Annotated in this window: 13 protein-coding genes; 1 reads left to right on the plus strand and 12 read right to left on the minus strand. The window is 47.5% G+C overall.

Going from position 1 to position 16,940, the window contains the following annotated elements; all coding sequences use genetic code 11:
- Window position 1: 1 nt before the first annotated feature.
- A complete protein-coding gene (gene hemA, locus ACINLD_RS16495; RefSeq protein WP_026588137.1) occupies window positions 2–1,357 on the minus strand; it encodes a glutamyl-tRNA reductase in 1,356 nt (451 codons plus the stop codon).
- A gap of 180 nt (window positions 1,358–1,537) precedes the next feature.
- On the opposite strand from hemA, the gene ACINLD_RS16500 reads away from it, so the two are divergent.
- Window positions 1,538–2,032: a hypothetical protein gene (locus tag ACINLD_RS16500; protein ID WP_410207089.1), complete on the plus strand. Its 495-nt coding sequence runs from the start codon at window positions 1,538–1,540 to the stop codon at window positions 2,030–2,032.
- Window positions 2,033–2,075: 43 nt separating this feature from the next.
- Here ACINLD_RS16500 and yihA read toward each other — a convergent pair whose 3' ends face one another.
- From yihA to ilvC, 11 genes are all read right to left on the minus strand, one after another.
- Entirely contained in the window at window positions 2,076–2,663 is a 588-nt protein-coding gene (gene yihA, locus ACINLD_RS16505) for a ribosome biogenesis GTP-binding protein YihA/YsxC (protein WP_026588139.1), read from the minus strand.
- Window positions 2,660–4,984, minus strand: coding sequence for an endopeptidase La (gene lon, locus ACINLD_RS16510; protein ID WP_026588140.1), 2,325 nt, complete (start codon window positions 4,982–4,984; stop codon window positions 2,660–2,662). The genes yihA and lon overlap by 4 nt, the downstream gene beginning before the upstream one ends.
- 221 nt (window positions 4,985–5,205) lie before the next feature.
- Window positions 5,206–6,861, minus strand: coding sequence for an ATP-dependent protease LonB (gene lonB, locus ACINLD_RS16515; RefSeq protein WP_026588141.1), 1,656 nt, complete (start codon window positions 6,859–6,861; stop codon window positions 5,206–5,208).
- A gap of 132 nt (window positions 6,862–6,993) precedes the next feature.
- The gene (gene clpX / locus ACINLD_RS16520; RefSeq protein WP_026588142.1) at window positions 6,994–8,259 is read right to left on the minus strand and encodes an ATP-dependent protease ATP-binding subunit ClpX; all 1,266 of its coding nucleotides are present in this window, start codon (window positions 8,257–8,259) and stop codon (window positions 6,994–6,996) included.
- A gap of 261 nt (window positions 8,260–8,520) precedes the next feature.
- On the minus strand, window positions 8,521–9,795 hold the full coding sequence (gene tig / locus ACINLD_RS16525) for a trigger factor (protein WP_026588143.1): 1,275 nt from the start codon (window positions 9,793–9,795) through the stop codon (window positions 8,521–8,523).
- 207 nt (window positions 9,796–10,002) lie between these two features.
- Window positions 10,003–11,010, minus strand: a complete 1,008-nt coding sequence (gene ddcA, locus ACINLD_RS16530; RefSeq protein ID WP_026588144.1) for a DNA damage checkpoint antagonist DdcA — start codon at window positions 11,008–11,010, stop codon at window positions 10,003–10,005.
- 132 nt (window positions 11,011–11,142) lie between these two features.
- A complete protein-coding gene (gene leuD, locus ACINLD_RS16535; protein ID WP_026588145.1) occupies window positions 11,143–11,742 on the minus strand; it encodes a 3-isopropylmalate dehydratase small subunit in 600 nt (199 codons plus the stop codon).
- Window positions 11,743–11,757: 15 nt separating this feature from the next.
- Window positions 11,758–13,176 carry a 3-isopropylmalate dehydratase large subunit gene (gene leuC, locus ACINLD_RS16540; protein ID WP_026588146.1) on the minus strand — a complete coding sequence of 473 codons (1,419 nt, stop codon included), beginning with the start codon at window positions 13,174–13,176 and terminating at the stop codon, window positions 11,758–11,760.
- Between the two features lie 33 nt (window positions 13,177–13,209).
- Entirely contained in the window at window positions 13,210–14,322 is a 1,113-nt protein-coding gene (gene leuB, locus ACINLD_RS16545) for a 3-isopropylmalate dehydrogenase (protein ID WP_026588147.1), read from the minus strand.
- 28 nt (window positions 14,323–14,350) lie between these two features.
- Complete coding sequence (locus ACINLD_RS16550) at window positions 14,351–15,907, minus strand: 2-isopropylmalate synthase (RefSeq protein WP_026588148.1); 1,557 nt, start codon at window positions 15,905–15,907, stop codon at window positions 14,351–14,353.
- On the minus strand, window positions 15,894–16,922 hold the full coding sequence (ilvC, locus tag ACINLD_RS16555) for a ketol-acid reductoisomerase (RefSeq protein WP_077736305.1): 1,029 nt from the start codon (window positions 16,920–16,922) through the stop codon (window positions 15,894–15,896). The genes ACINLD_RS16550 and ilvC overlap by 14 nt, the downstream gene beginning before the upstream one ends.
- Between the last annotated feature and the right edge of the window lie 18 nt (window positions 16,923–16,940).

Genomic DNA, 16,940 nt, shown 5'->3' on the forward strand with positions numbered 1-16,940 from the left:
GTCACTCACTCGCGATGGAAGTGATCCCCTGCAGCCTTTTAAAAACAGCAGCAGGCTGACGCTCATCTTGTTCCTGTGCAGCCGGAAAAGCCGCTTCTTCGATATCAAAGATTTGCATAAACAAAGCGAGCTTTTCTTCGGCAGCCGGTTCTGACGCCAATTCCTTCACCTTTAAAATCGGATCGCGCAAAAGCTGATTGATAATGCTTTTCGTATGCTTGTTTAAAAGCTTTTTCTCCCTCGTGCTCAAATGAGGAAGTTTTCGTTCGATGCTCTGCATCGTTTCCGACTGGATCGTCAAAGCTTTTTCCCTCAGAGCCGAGATAACCGGAACGACGCCGAGCGTATTCAGCCACTCCTTGAAGGCGACGATTTCAGACTCGATGATCAGCTCCACTTCCTCAGCAACAGCCTGACGCTCCTTCAAGTTTTCCTCTACGATGCCTTCGAGATCGTCGATGTCATACAAAAAGACGCCTTCCGCTTCGCTCAGTGCCGGGTCAAGATCACGCGGAACGGCAATATCCACCATAAAAAGCGGACAACCTTTGCGAAGCTTGTTGACTTGTTCGATCATGTCCTTTGTCACGACATACCCGTTTGCCCCAGTTGAGCTGATGAGTATATCGGCTTCCATTAAAGCGCACTGCAGCTCATTCAAGCTTTTCGCTTCACCTGAAAAACGGCCGGCAAGCTCTTTTGCCTTTGAAAAGGTTCGATTGATGACCGTAACCTGTCCGATTCCTTGGCCGTGAAGGTTTTGCACCGCAAGCTCCCCCATTTTGCCGGCGCCGAGAATAAGCACATGCTTATCGGAAAGATCACCGAAGATTTTTTTGGCGAGCTCAACAGCGGCATAGCTGACAGATACGGCATTGGAAGCGATATCTGTTTCAGAATGGCAGCGTTTGGCGACGGTGACGGCCTGCTTAAACAAATAATTGAAAACGGTGCCAATCGTTTTCTCTTCCTGAGCCAGCTTGAAACTTGAACGAACTTGGCCCAAAATCTGCGTTTCGCCGATAACCATCGAATCCAAACCGCAGGCTACCCTGAACAGGTGTTCAACGGCCCCGTCGTTTTCATAAAACTTTAAGTAAGGGGAAACTTCTTCTTTCGCCAGTCCAAACCAGTTCGCCAAAAACATTTTCATATAGTAACGTCCGGTGTGCAGCTGATCTACGACTGCATACAGCTCTGTCCGGTTGCATGTCGACACGATAATGTTTTCCAGTATGCTTTTTTCTTCTTTTAACTGCGACATGGCCTGCCCCAGCTCACTCGGCTGAAAGGTCAGCTTTTCGCGTATATCAACAGGGGCTGATTTGTAATCCAATCCCACGACAAGTATATGCATATTCCTGCTTGCACCCCCAACATCTATCTAAATTAGAATCATTATAATATAGAATTTATTATTCAAAACGATTATAACATATATTCACTATTTTCTCTTCACAAAATGTGAACAGATTTTAAAAAATTGATGTGATATAGTAGAAATTGCTTTCCTAGTTCTATTTACAACATCAAGAAGGTGATAACGTTGAAAAAGAAATCTGTTTTGCTTCCATTGCTGCTGCTCGCCGTATCCATTTACGCCTTTTTGCGAACGGGACAGATCAACCTGTTTGAAGGACAAGCTGAATGGTCTGTCCTGTCGGGATTGATCGGTCTGGCCTTTTTATATCAGGGCCAAAAAGAAGCCGATTCCGCCCACTTCTTTGCCGGCCTGCTGGTGACCGCCATCAGCGTTTATTTTACCTTTAAACAGGAGCTGTTTGGACATGCGGATGATTTTGCGGTGATCGTGCTGATTGTCGGAGCGGCCCTTCTCGTTAAATCAATGCGGACGAAGGAATACCAATATGAGAGTCTCTTGATGATCGCCGTCGCTTTATACCTCTATTTCTTTCAGCAGATTATCAGCTGGCTCCGTTCGCTGAAAATCGAGACGGCGTATGTGGAAACGTATTGGCCGGCCGCTTTCATACTCATCGGCCTCTTCTTATTATTCTTGAAAAGAAAGTAATTTATTCCAAAAAAGCACTTGCTCTGACGGCAAGTGCTTTTTTTCAGCTGTTGATCATGTGTTCAATGGCAGACCACGCTTCCTGTTTGCCCTTTTTCGTTTCCGAAGAAAACAAAATCAGCTGGTCTCCCTGTTCAATATTCAAGGTCTGTCTGACGACTTTGGCATGCTTTTCCCATTTTCCTTTCGGGATTTTATCCGCTTTTGTCGCGATCACGATCACAGGGATTCCGTAATGCTTTAAAAAGTCGTACATCATGACATCATCTTGAGAAGGAGCGTGCCTGAGGTCGACGATTTGGACGACCGCTTTCAGCTCTTCGCGTGATGTCAAATACGTCTCGATCATCCGGCCCCATGCTTCACGCTCTGTTTTTGACACTTTTGCAAATCCATAGCCCGGGACATCGACAAAATGGAGGACGTCATTAATAATATAAAAGTTCAATGTCTGTGTTTTTCCGGGCTTAGAAGACGTCCTCGCTAAGTTTTTCCGGTTGATCATCGTATTGATGAATGACGATTTTCCGACATTCGACCTTCCGGCAAGGGCGATTTCCGGCAGCCCCCCTTCAGGGTACTGCTCGGGTTTCACCGCACTGATGACGATTTCTGATTTTGTTACTTTCATTTCTCTTCTCCTACTAATGCATGCTTGAGGACTTCATCCAGATGGGCGACGGGTATGAATGTCAAGCCTTCCCGCACGCTTTTTGGAATATCCTCTATGTCTTTTTCGTTATCTTTCGGCATAATAATCGTTGTCAGGCCGGCACGATGCGCCGCCAGCGTCTTTTCCTTGAGACCTCCGATCGGCAGCACCCGGCCTCTCAGCGTGATTTCCCCTGTCATACCGACGCTGCGGGAAACCGGACGATCCGTCAGCGCGGATACGAGAGCGGTCGCCATCGTGATGCCTGCGGATGGGCCGTCTTTTGGAACTGCGCCCTCCGGCACGTGAATGTGGATGTCTTGTTTTTCATGAAAATCCGGGCTGATGTTTAATTCTTCCGCTTTTGAACGTACATAGCTGAAGGCAGCCTGTGCGGATTCTCTCATGACATCGCCGAGCTTTCCGGTTAAGATCAGCTTGCCTTTCCCAGGGGACAGCGACACTTCGATTGACAGCGTATCTCCGCCGACCGCCGTGTACGCAAGGCCCGTGACAACGCCGATTTGATCATCGAGCTCAGCCTGTCCGTATCTGAACATCCGTTTTCCAAGGTAGTCTTCAAGGTTGTTTTCCGTGACCGTGATCCTTTTTCTTTCGCCTGAGACGATCAGCTTTGCCGCTTTTCTGCATATCGATGCGATCTGGCGTTCAAGACTCCGCACACCGGCTTCCCTCGTATAATAGCGAATAACATCACGGACAGCGTTGTCGCGGATTTGCAGATTGGTTTTCTTCAATCCGTGCTCCTTCAGCTGTTTTGGAAGCAGATGGTCCTTTACAATTTCAACCTTCTCGACCTCCGTATAGCCCGCAATCGTGATAATCTCCATCCTGTCCCTCAGCGGGCCGGGGATCGTCGCTAAATTGTTCGCCGTTGCGATAAACAATACTTTTGATAAGTCAAATGTTTCTTCAATATAATGATCGCTGAATGTATGGTTTTGCTCAGGATCGAGCACTTCCAGCATCGCTGACGCCGGATCTCCCCTGAAGTCAGAAGCCATTTTGTCGATCTCGTCCAAAAGAAATACAGGGTTGTTCTTGCCGGCTTTTTTCATTCCTTGAATGATCCGGCCCGGCATCGCACCCACATATGTGCGGCGGTGACCGCGGATCTCCGATTCATCTCTGACGCCGCCCAGCGAAATGCGGACGAATTTTCGGCCGAGCGATTTGGCGATCGATTTGGCCAGCGACGTTTTCCCGACTCCCGGCGGTCCGGCCAAGCACAAAATCGGCCCTTTCAAAGAACGGGTCAACTTTTGCACGGCTAAATATTCGAGAACCCGTTCCTTCACTTTTTCAAGGCCGTGATGCTCTTCATCGAGTATTTTGCCGGCCAGTTTAATATCGAGCCTGTCTTCTGTCGCCTCATTCCACGGGAGGGAAACGAGCCATTCGATATAATTGCGGATCACCGAGCTTTCAGCGGAGCTTGACGGGATTTTTTCGTACCGGTTCAGCTCTTTAAATGCCGTCTCCTTTACATTGTCGGGCATCCCGGCCTGCTCGATTTTTTCAGTCAGCTTTTGGACTTCGCCGGTTTTTCCTTCCTTGTCGCCGAGCTCTTTTTGTATGGCTTTCATCTGCTCGCGCAGGTAGTACTCCTTTTGCGTTCTTTCCATTGAACGCTTCACACGCTGCCCGATTTTCTTCTCAATCTCAAGGACTTCTTTTTCATTGTGAATCAGGTCGATCACTTTATTTAATCTGGCTTTCACATCGATGGTTTCCAGCACTTCCTGCTTGTCTTTTAACTTAAGCGGAAGATGGGAGGCGACGATATCCGCCATTCGTCCGGGCTCTTCGATATCTGTCACTGCCGCAAATGTTTCAGCCGATATTTTTTTAGAAATCTTTATGTATTGATCGAAGTGGTCAAGCAGCGTACGCATAAGCGCTTCGTCTTCCACGTCTTTTTCGGTTTCTTCTTCGATTCGCTCGATTTTTACAGATGTATAGTCATCCATTTCATGATACTCGAGGATGCGGGCGCGCTGAATGCCTTCAACGAGCACGCGGATCGTTCCGTTCGGCAGCTTGAGCATCTGCTTGATTTTCGTATAGGTTCCGAACGTAAAGATCTCTTCTTCACTCGGTTCGTCTATGGATATGTCCCGTTGTGTGGCCAAAAAGATCATATGATCATTCATCATAGACTGTTCAAGCGCCTCAACCGACTTTTCACGCCCTACATCAAGGTGCAGAACCATCGTCGGATAGACAAGTAAACCTCTTAAAGGGAGGAGCGGGATGTTTCGTTTCGTTTCATCTGCCATTTTGACTGACACCTCCGTAGCTTTAGTATGAACCATTATAATATACTTTTTTTATCCCTGTACAATTGTAAGCCCGAAATAAAAGGGTCTACTGTAGTATACCCTTTCTTTCACTTCTGAAAAAGGAAAAGATGACCTTTGGAAAGAAAACTTGCCGCTTCCGAAAGGCTTTTGAAAACGCCTCTGACGCCGTTAAAAAAATCCCCATCTGATGATGAGGATTATACGGATTCTTTTTTGATTTGAGCTCCTTCCGGCATTTCCGTCGGCGGGTCCACTAAAGCGAGATCAAGGACTTCCTGCAAGGTTTTGACCGGTATGATATGAACGCCTTCAATCCGATTTAAGATCGACTGCACATTCTCATGCGGAATGATGACGGTTTTAGCGCCCGCATGTTTGGCGGCTTTTATTTTCGGAATCACACCGCCGATCGGCTTTACCCGGCCGTGCAGGCTGATTTCGCCCGTCATGGCAATCGTATGGTCAATCGGGATTTTATGGATGGCTGAAAAAATGCCGACCGCCATCGCAATCCCAGCCGACGGCCCGTCCACCGGAATTCCGCCCGGAAAATTGATGTGAATGTCATAGTCGGAAGCTTTCACTCCCATTGTTTTAAGGACGGTCATGACATTTTCAACAGACCCTTTCGCCATGCTTTTGCGGCGGATCGATTTTGACTGATTGCCGATATTCTCTTCCTCGGCTATGCCCGTAATATTAATCGTCCCTTTATCAGCCGCCGGATTGACGGTCACTTCAATTTCCAGAAGCGAGCCGCTGTTTGGACCGTGGACGGCAAGACCGTTGACAATACCGACTTGTGGTTTTTGAGCGATTTTTTGTTCGTATTTTGGTGTCAGCTGGCTTGAATGGATCACCCATTCGATATCCTCAAGGGTCACATCGCTGCGTTCTTCCGTTAAAGCCATTCCGGCGGCGATCTGCATCATATTGACGACTTCACGGCCATTACGTGCATAGCGCGTCAACAGGTCCAGCCCCTCATTTGCGACTTGTTTTTGGATTTTTTCAGCTGCTTTTTTTGCGACTGTTTTCAATTCGTGTTTTTCCAGGTCCCGGAAAAACACTTCCAAGCAACGCGAACGAATCGCGGGCGGGATTTCCTCAGGCATTCTCGTTGTTGCACCGATCAGCCTGAAATCAGCGGGCAGTCCGTTTTGAAAGATGTCGTGAATATGTTTTGGAATTTGCGTGTTTTCTTCACTGTAATAAGCACTTTCCAAAAATACTTTTCGATCCTCAAGGACCTTCAGCATTTTATTCATTTGAATCGGGTGAAGCTCGCCGATTTCATCGATAAATAAAACACCGCCATGGGCGTGTGTGACGGCGCCCTGCTTCGGCTGCGGAATACCCGCCTGTCCCATCGCCCCGGCTCCCTGGTAAATCGGATCATGGACCGAGCCGATTAACGGATCGGCAATCCCCCGTTCGTCAAAACGGGCCGTTGTCGCATCAAGCTCGACAAAGACGGAATGTTCCTGAAAAGGGGAGCGCTTATTTTTTTTCGCTTCCTCCAACACAAGCCGAGCGGCAGCCGTCTTTCCCACTCCGGGAGGGCCGTAGATGATCACATGCTGCGGATTCGGCCCGCAAAGCGCGGCTTTCAGCGCTTTAATCCCGTCCTCCTGGCCGACAATATCTTTAAAGGTTGCAGGCCTTACCTTTTCTGACAAAGGTTCTGACAAATGGATCGATCTCATTTTCCGGAGCTGTTCCATCTCTTTTTTGGACTCTCTGTCTATTGTAACCTTTTGCGTTCTTTGGTTTTTAAGCAAATTCCAAAAATATAAACCGATGATGATTCCGAAAAATAGTTGTACAAAAAGTGCAATGCTCGTCCAGCTCAACTGATGGTCCCTCCTGAAATGGTTTCGTATCTTAAGTATGTCAGTTAGTATTTCCTGAACAGGGAGGGAATAAACGTAAGGACGGGATAATTTTGCAAAAGAAAAAACCCCCTGAAATCAAGGGGTTTCATCTTAAGCAGATGTCTTTTTATCTTTGTTGACGACAGTGCCGTCTTTCATAATCAGACGCGGCGGTTCGCCGTCAGTGACGGTTTTGCCTGTAATCACGCATTTTTCGATGTCTTCGCGTGACGGCAGGTCAAACATCACATCGAGCATGATTCCTTCGATAATGGAACGAAGTCCGCGCGCACCTGTTTTGCGTTCGATTGCTTTTTTGGCGATCTCCGTGAGAGCTTCATCTTCAAACACAAGCTCCACATTATCCAATTCAAGCATTTTCGAATATTGCTTCACGAGTGCGTTTTTCGGTTTTGTCAAAATATCGACCAACGCTTTTTCATCCAGCGGCTCAAGGCTGGCGATGATCGGCAGACGTCCGATGAATTCCGGAATCAGACCGAAGCGAAGCAGGTCTTCAGGAAGCACTTTTGAGAGCAGCGCTTCTCTTTCAAGATTGTCATGCTTGTTATCAGAACCGAAACCGATCACCTTTTGTCCGAGGCGGCGCTTGATGATTTGCTCAATACCGTCAAAGGCCCCTCCGCAAATGAACAGGATGTTGGTTGTGTCAATTTGAATAAACTCTTGATGAGGGTGCTTTCTTCCACCTTGAGGCGGAACGCTTGCAACCGTACCTTCAAGAATTTTAAGCAGCGCCTGCTGAACACCTTCACCCGACACATCGCGTGTGATGGAAGGGTTCTCGGATTTTCTCGCTACTTTATCAATTTCATCGATGTAAATAATGCCTTTTTCGGCTTTTTCAACATCGTAGTCAGCAGCCTGGATGAGCTTCAGCAAAATGTTTTCCACGTCTTCACCGACATAGCCTGCTTCTGTAAGAGATGTGGCATCCGCAATGGCAAACGGCACATTTAAGATGCGGGCCAGCGTTTGCGCAAGAAGCGTTTTCCCGCTTCCGGTCGGACCGATCATGGAAATATTGCTCTTGGACAGCTCGACATCGTCGACTTTGCTGTTGGAGTTGATCCTTTTGTAGTGATTGTAGACGGCCACGGCAAGGGATTTTTTCGCCTGATCCTGGCCGATGACATATTCATCAAGAATTTCGCGGATTTCCTTCGGCTTCGGAACGTCTTTAAACTCCACTTCTTCTTCTGAACCGAGTTCCTCTTCTACAATTTCAGTGCAAAGTTCGATGCACTCATCACATATATACACGCCTGGTCCGGCGACAAGCTTGCGTACCTGATCTTGAGTTTTACCGCAAAACGAGCATTTCAATTGTCCTTTTTCCTCGTTGAATTTAAACATTCTTTCACCCCTTATATCCTTGTCATTCCGTTTCTTCGCCTGAAAGAAACATACGCTGTAACATTCGTTCCATTATGTATTGCATTTTACCACACTTTCCGAAAAGGCGATAACGTTGTGTTTGCCTATCCGGCATATTCAATATGTATGTTCATCCGCTTGACATTATCCTTTCCCAAAGAAAAGCTGATAAGTCAAAATTGTATAAAACAAGGCACGAAACATTCGCGCCCTGTTTTATTATTATGATTATGAAACATATTAACGGTTTTCTACAAGAAAATCAATCGCTTTGCGAACTTTCAAATCCTCTTTCATTCCATCTGTAGAACCGATTGCTTGTTTGATATTTTCAACAGGCATATTGTAAGCTTCAGCCATTTTTGAAAGCTCTTCTTCGACTTCTTCATCCGTCACTTCAAGATTTTCAGCTTTGGCGATGGCTTCCAGCGTCAAGTTTGATTTTACGCGCTTTTCGGCATCTTCTTTCATTTGCTCTTTCAGCGCGTTTTCATCTTGGCCTGAGAATTGGAAGTAAAGCTCAAGATTCATGCCCTGCATTTGCAGACGCTGTTCGAATTCTTTCATCATGCGGTCAAGCTCTGTGTCGATCATCGCTTGAGGAATATCGGCTTCGGCATTTTCAGCAGCTTTTGTTACAAGCTCTTCGCGAAGTTTAGCTTCCGCTTCGTTTTCCTTTGCTTCTTCAAGACGTTTTTTCGTCTTTTCAGTCAGCTCGGCAAGCGTTTCGACTTCTTCGTCGACATCTTTCGCGAAATCGTCATCAAGCTCTGGAAGCTCTTTCGTTTTGATTTCATGGATTTTCACTTTGAATACAGCAGGTTTGCCCGCTAATTCTTCAGCGTGGTATTCCTCAGGGAATGTCACTTCAACGTCTTTTTCAGCACCTGCTTCAAGGCCTACAAGCTGGTCTTCAAAGCCCGGAATGAATGAGCCTGAGCCGACTTCAAGGGAATAGTTCTCCGCTTTTCCGCCTTCGAATGCTTCACCGTCAACGAATCCTTCGAAATCAAGAACAACGGTGTCTCCCTCTTCCACTTTTCCGTCTTCTTTCACGACCAGTTCAGCCTGGCGCTCTTGAAGGGATTTGAGTTCGTTTTGAACGTCTTCATCCGTTACGGCCGTATCGTCTTTTTCAACGCCAAGCCCTTTGTATTCGCCGAGCTTCACTTCAGGCTTAACCGTTACCTTCGCAGTGAAGATCAGGCTTTCGCCTTTTTCGATTTTTTCGACATCGATTTCCGGACGATCTACAGGCTCAATGCCCGCTTCTTCGATCGCTTTTGGATATTCGACAGGAAGCAGGATGTCCAATGCGTCCTGATAAAGAGCTTCAACACCGAAGCGCTGTTCGAACAAACCGCGCGGCACTTTCCCTTTACGGAATCCAGGAATGGATACTTGCTTCACAACTTTTTTAAATGCATCATCAAGGGCTTTATTAAAGGTATCGGCATCTACCTCAACCGTTAAAACGCCTTCGTTTCCTTCTTGTTTTTCCCATTTTACTGACATTTGTTTCCCTCCAAAATCTATTCAGGTTGTGTCGGTTTTCCATTTTAAAACAAGCAAACGGCTACGTCCATCAAAAGCTTCGCTCTAATGTCAGCCATCATTATGTATACAAAGATAAATAATGAATCTTTAGCGGCAAACGGATCAGCTCCGTTTTTCACAAATGCAACCACTATATTATAACACAATGCCTGCTGCTTTCAACAATTACAAATAAGAAATTTCTTCTATATCTTTGATCATCGCGCAGGCTTCTTCCAGCTGACTGTCATTGAATTCATAAAGCATATGAAGCTCCGCTTTATCGATGTCGATGCCATGCATTTCATATCCGACTTTATGAAGCGCGGCAGCCCAAAGTTCGCGGTTTGCGTATTTCGGCTGAAACGGATACAGCACATAAATATGCCTGCGCCACAGCTCTTCCACCGCCTGGTAAAGCGAGGGATTTTCATTCCCGAGCGTGTCGTCCAGCACATTCAGTACAGCTTTGAGAATCGTCATGTCTTCCGGTTTTACCGTTTCCTTCGGGTTGATTGTCATCGATTCGCCAAACTTTGCGACAAGCGTCGGTTTTTCATGGTCTGATTCTGCGAGCAGCTGCAAAATCATCGTTTTCACGACGGGATGCCCGTTCGGGTTTTGCAGAATCGTTTTCAATAAGCCGATGTAGTTCGTCAGATTGCGGTCTTTGAGCCCGTGAATCAGCTTTAACTGCTCGCCGGTGTCGGACAAAATCGTCTCCTGGTCGAGTTCTTTTGTCTCCGGCAGGTCTTCCATGACATCCTCCTGGCCGGGATCTTCCGTCATCTTGCGGCTGAAATCGAGCAATTTATAAAACTGTTCGGCGCTTTCCGGCGGCAGCTTGTTTTCTTCGAGAACAGCTTCGATCGTCTCTTTTACTTTTTCATACTGCCTGAGCTGGATTAAAATCGTCAGGTAGACCTGTAAAACCGTAAAATAGTGTCCGTGGCCTTCCTTCAGCATTTTTTCACAGATGTTCTTCGCTTCCTCAAGTTCGCCTATCTCCAAAAGGCAGATGGCCATTCCGAGATAAATGTCCGACTCCTCATCATCGTAGTGCTTCGCTTCTGAAAACAGCCGCAGCGCCTCGTGATAATCTTTTTCTTTAAGCGCGGACATCCCTTTATGCACCAAACGCTCCTTTACGTTGGGGAACGGGATGACTTTTGAGTTTTTCTTGTCATGCTTCATGCTTAAGTTCCTTTCAGGCACTTATTTTTTACAAGTGTATCAACCCGGCCCGCTAAAAACAAGAAAGAACCGATGACAATGTGTTTTGCCCCTTTAGCAAAAAAAGCCTCCGAAAAGGATCGGACAGCTTTTTTATGCTTGAAGCCAGGAGCTTCTTTGCTTCTCAAATTGTTCGATTTCTTCTTCGAGGAGCAATGTTAATGAAATTTCATCATGCCCGTTCAGCAGCATCTCCCGCCAATGCGGATCGACTTCAAAGGTGATCTGCTTTCCTCTGTGATCTGTAATCGTCTGTTTTTCAAGATCGACGGTCATGTTCAAAGACTGGTTTTCGTACTGTTCGGCAAGCCCTTTCCACGTCTCATAAGGAAGGCGGATCGGCAGCATTCCGTTTTTAAAACAGTTTTGATGAAAAATATCGGCGAATGACGGCGCGATGATGATTTTAAATCCATAGTCACCAAGCGCCCATGGCGCATGCTCCCGTGATGAACCGCAGCCGAAGTTTTCACCGGCGATGAGAATCGATGCTCCCTTATATTCGGGCTGATTGAGTTCAAATTCAGGGTTTGGCTCACCGCTTTCCAGGTATCTCCAATCAAAGAATGCAAAGCGGCCGTACCCGGTTCTTTCAATCCGTTTTAAAAATTGCTTCGGAATGATCTGGTCTGTATCTACATTAATTCTGTTTAATACCGCCGCTATTCCGATATGCGTCTTTAAAGGCTCCACTTTCGTTTCACTCCTTTACACAGCTGTTGTCTCTTGATAATGTTTTCTGACATCTACAAAGCGGCCGTGGATTGCGGCCATCGCCGCCATTGCCGGACTGACGAGATGGGTTCTCGCTCCTTTGCCCTGTCTTCCTTCAAAATTGCGGTTGGAAGTGGAAGCGCAGCGCTCACCCTCAGGTACAACATCGTTGTTCATGCTCAAGCACATGCTGCATCCGGATTCTCTCCATTCAAAGCCCGCTTCGATAAAAATCTCGTGAAGGCCTTCTTGTTCCGCCTCGATTTTGACGCTTTGCGAACCCGGAACGACGATCGCTCTCACGCCTTCTGCGACTTTCTGTCCTTTGATCATTTCGGCCGCCTGGCGGAGATCTGTCATGCGCGAGTTCGTGCATGAGCCGATAAAGACGTGTTCAATTGTAATGTCTTCAATTTTTTTATGAGGTTCAAGACCCATATATTCATAGGCGCGCAGCGCTTCTTTTTGATCGTCTTCCTGTGCGAATGCCTCAGGTCCCGGAATCGCTGCATCAACCGGGAGGACCATCCCCGGATTGATTCCCCATGTCACCATCGGTGAAATGTCATTTCCGTCCATTACAATTGAGCGGTCGTATTGAGCGCCGGGATCGGTTCTCAAACTTTTCCATTCTGCGACAGCCTTTTCAAATTCCTCGCCTTTTGGTGCGTATTTTTTCGATTTTACATATTCAAAAGTCGTTTCATCAGGTGCGATCAGCCCTGCCCTTGCCCCCGCTTCGATCGACATGTTGCAGACGGTCATCCGTTCGTCCATCGACATGTTTCGGAATACTTCGCCGGTATATTCAATCACATAGCCCGCGCCGAATTTGACTCCGTATTTTCCGATGATGGCAAGAATGACGTCCTTGGCGGTCACACCTTTTTGCAGCTTGCCGTCCACGCGGATTTCCAGCGTTTTAGGTTTTTTCTGCCAGAGTGTCTGTGTTGACAGAACATGTTCAACCTCGCTCGTTCCGATCCCGAATGCGAGTGCACCGAATGCCCCGTGTGTCGATGTATGACTGTCTCCGCAGACGATCGTTTTGCCAGGCAGTGTTAATCCAAGCTCCGGACCGATGACATGAACGATCCCCTGATCAACGCTTGACAGGTCGGCTAAGCGGATCCCGAACTCTTCGCAGTTCCGTTCAAGTGCGCTGACCTGCCGCTTTGCGACTTCATCTTTAATCTCAAACCGGTTCACAGTCGGAATGTTGTGGTCCATCGTAGCGAACGTATTTTCGGGCCTTCTGACTTTTCTATTTTTCTGTCGTAAGCCTTCAAAGGCCTGAGGCGAAGTGACCTCGTGTATCAAATGCAGGTCGATATATAAAAGGTCAGGCTTTCCTTCTCCTTTTTTAATGACGTGCTGATCCCAAATTTTTTCGATGATCGTTCGAGGCATCATCTTGTTTCCTCCCTCTACCAATATCCATTTTCCTTAAACGTAAGCGGTCATGATGTTTGAAATGGCATTGTCATCCGCCAATGCGGCTTTTACTTCCTCCGTGATCGACGTTGTCGTGCAATGCTCAGACCCTCTTGCGAGATCCTTCGTTCTTTTTCCTGAGCGGAGCACCTGATCGACCGCGTGTTCAACGGCTGTTGCTTCCGCTTCAAGACCGAATGACGTCCGGAGCATCATCGCAGCAGACAAAATCGCAGCAAGCGGATTGGCGATGTTTTGCCCCGCGATGTCAGGAGCTGAACCGTGCACAGGCTCATATAAATGAAGACCAGAACTTGACAGACTCGCTGACGGAAGCATGCCGAGCGATCCGGTCAGCATGGAAGCTTCATCACTTAAAATATCGCCGAACATGTTCTCTGTGACAACGATGTCAAATTGTCCGGGATTGTAGATGAGCTGCATTGCGGCATTGTCGACAAGCATATGCTCAAGCTTGACATCCGGAAAGCCTTGGGCGACTTCTTCCGCTGTTTTCCGCCAAAGTTTGCTGGATTCAAGGACGTTTGCTTTATCGACAGATGTGACTTTCCCTTTGCGCCCTTTGGCCATTCGAAAAGCTTCCCTGACAACCCTTTCGATTTCTGATTTTTGATACAGCAGCGTGTCGACGGCTTCCCGTTCACCGTCCTGATTCTCATACTGCATGCTCGGCTTTCCGAAATATAAGCCGCCCGTCAGTTCGCGAACGATGACAAAATCAACGCCTTCAATATGTTCGCTTTTTAAAGGGGATGCTTCAGCCAAGCTCTCGAACACCTTAACAGGCCGCAGATTGGCGAATAGGTCGAGCTGTTTGCGAATCCCAAGCAGCCCTTTTTCAGGTCTCAGTTCAGAAGGATTTTGATCCCATTTCGGCCCGCCAACCGCGCCGAGCAAAATGGCGTCCGCAGCTTTGCAGACAGCGACAGTTTCTTCAGGTAGCGGCACACCCGCCTCATCAATTGCCGCGCCGCCGATCAGACCGTATTCAAATTCGAACTCATGCTGATAATGTTCAGCAACGCTTTTCAGCACATCAACAGCCGCTTCCAATACTTCGGGACCAATTCCGTCACCTGGCAAAAGTGCGATTCGTTTTTTCAAATTAAACAAACTCCTTCCTTCTTAACTGTCATGATCCTACAGCTGCTTGTTTTGCCAAACCTATCGCATTCGATTGGAATACAAGATAACGGTTGACCGCGTTCAAATACGCTTTTGCAGAAGCTTCAAGGACATCCTGGGCGACTCCGCGTCCGCCTGATTCTTTTCCGTCAATGATCACCCTGACATAAACCTGTGCGAAGGCATCCTGCCCTTTGCGGTTGGATTGAATCCGGTAGTCGAGAAGCTGGACTTCTTTGTTCATGCAGCGTTTCAGCGTGTTGTAAACCGCTTCAACGCTTCCCGCTCCCGTCGCTGCTTCCTGAATGATCCGGTCGGTTTCCTGTTCCTTCAGAGAAACAGTAGCCGTCGGAACTTGCGAGGTCCCGTAGTGCACCTGAAGAGAAATAAAATCATAGCCGATTTTGCGGTCTGTCGCTTTTTCTTCGAGAATAAGGGAAATCAGATCTTCATCTGTAAATTCTTTTTTCTTCCCGGTCAGCTCTTTAAAGATTTTGAAGAACTTATTCACTTCCTCTTCCCCAAACTGGAAGCCCAAGGTTTGCAGCTTATCTTTAAAGGCGTGGCGCCCTGAATGTTTTCCGAGCACCAGCGCATCCGTTTTGACGCCGACAAGCTCTGGAGAAATGATTTCATATGTGGTTTTTTCTTTTAAGAAGCCGTCCTGGTGAATACCTGATTCATGGGCGAAAGCATTGTCGCCGACGACCGCTTTATTGCGGGGTACGGCCATTCCGGTCAGCTTGCTCACTAAATCACTTGTCCGTTTAATTTCATTCAATTGAATCGTTGATTCCGCCTGATAGAAATCTTTGCGGATATGCAATGCGACAGCGATTTCTTCAAGAGCCGCGTTCCCGGCCCTTTCGCCGATGCCGTTAATGACCGATTCCACCTGGTCCGCGCCGTTTTCAATCGCAGCCAAAGAGTTGGCGACAGCCATGCCCAAATCATCGTGGCAATGGGCTGAAAGCTGAACTTTGTCGGCGTTTGCGGCATTTTCTTTAATATAGCGGAAGATGTTTCCGTATTCGGCAGGAGTTAAATATCCCACTGTATCCGGAAGATTGATGACATCTGCACCGGCGGCGATCACTTCACTGACGATCTCGGCTAAAAACGGCAGGTCGGTCCGACATGCATCTTCGGCAGACCACTGGACGACCGGGAATCGCTCCTTCGCGTATTTCACCATTGCGACCGCCTGCTCAAGAACCTGTTCACGCGTTTTTTTCAGCTTGTATTTTAAATGGATGTCGGAAGTGGCGATAAACAAATGCAGCCTTGGCTCGGCTCCGTCTTTCAGCGCTTCCCACGCCGAATCGATATCGCCTTTCACAGAGCGTGCAAGCCCTGTGACAGAGCAGTTTTTAATCGTCCCGGCGATTTCTTTGACAGCGTTGAAATCCCCGGGGGATGAAGCGGGAAAGCCCGCTTCCATAATGTTAACCCCGAGTTTTTCGAGCTGCTGGGCAATCGCCAGCTTCTCCTGCGTATTTAAATTAACGCCCGGCGACTGTTCACCGTCACGGAGTGTTGTGTCAAAAAAATTAATTTTTCGCACCGGCTACCACCGCTTCCTTCTTCTTGCCCTGTTTGACAAACGGCATCATTTCGCGAAGCTTTCTGCCGACCACTTCAATTTCATGCTCGTTTTCGCTTGCATTAATCGCGTTGAAGCGAGGACGGTTGACTTGGTTTTCCACGATCCATTCTTTCGCGAACGTTCCGTTTTGGATGTCTTTCAATACTTCTTTCATCGACGCTTTGACGTTTTCATCAACAACGCGCGGTCCTGATACGAAGTCTCCCCATTGAGCCGTGTCGGAAATGGAGTATCTCATGCCGGCCAAGCCTTCTTCATACATCAGGTCGACGATCAGCTTCAGCTCATGCAGACACTCGAAGTATGCGAGCTCAGGCTGGTATCCCGCTTCTGTCAGCGTTTCAAAGCCGGCTTTGACAAGGGAAGTCAGTCCGCCGCACAGAACCGCCTGTTCTCCGAAAAGATCTGTTTCTGTTTCTTCTTTAAATGTCGTTTCCAGAACGCCGGCTCTCGCACCGCCGATCGCTTTTGCATAGGCCAGTGCTTTATCTTTCGCTTCACCTGTGACATCCTGATAGATCGCAAACAGTGCAGGAACGCCGGCACCCTGTTCAAATGTTCTTCTGACAAGATGTCCCGGTCCTTTAGGAGCGACAAGGAATACGTCTACATCCGCCGGTGGAACGATCTGATGGAAATGAACGTTGAAGCCGTGTGCGAAAACAAGTGAATTGCCAGCTTGGAGTTCGTCTTTAATTTCAGCTTCATATACCTTTTGCTGCTGTTCATCAGGAAGCAGCACCATGATGATGTCCGCCTGTGCCGCAGCTTCTCTGACCGTGTATACTTGATGGCCGTCTTCTTCTGCTTTTGTAAAGGATTTTCCTTTTCTGACGCCGACAATAACTTCCACTCCGCTTTCTTTCAAATTCAATGCGTGAGCATGGCCTTGTGAACCGTATCCGATAACCGCCACTTTTTTGCCTGCCAATACGTTTTCTTTGATATCACCGTTATAATAAACTTTTACCATTTCAATCTCTCCCTTTTA

It is taken from the genome of Bacillus sp. z60-11 (genome assembly GCF_046464135.1).
Taxonomy (GTDB): Bacteria; Bacillota; Bacilli; order Bacillales; family Bacillaceae; genus Bacillus; species Bacillus sonorensis_A.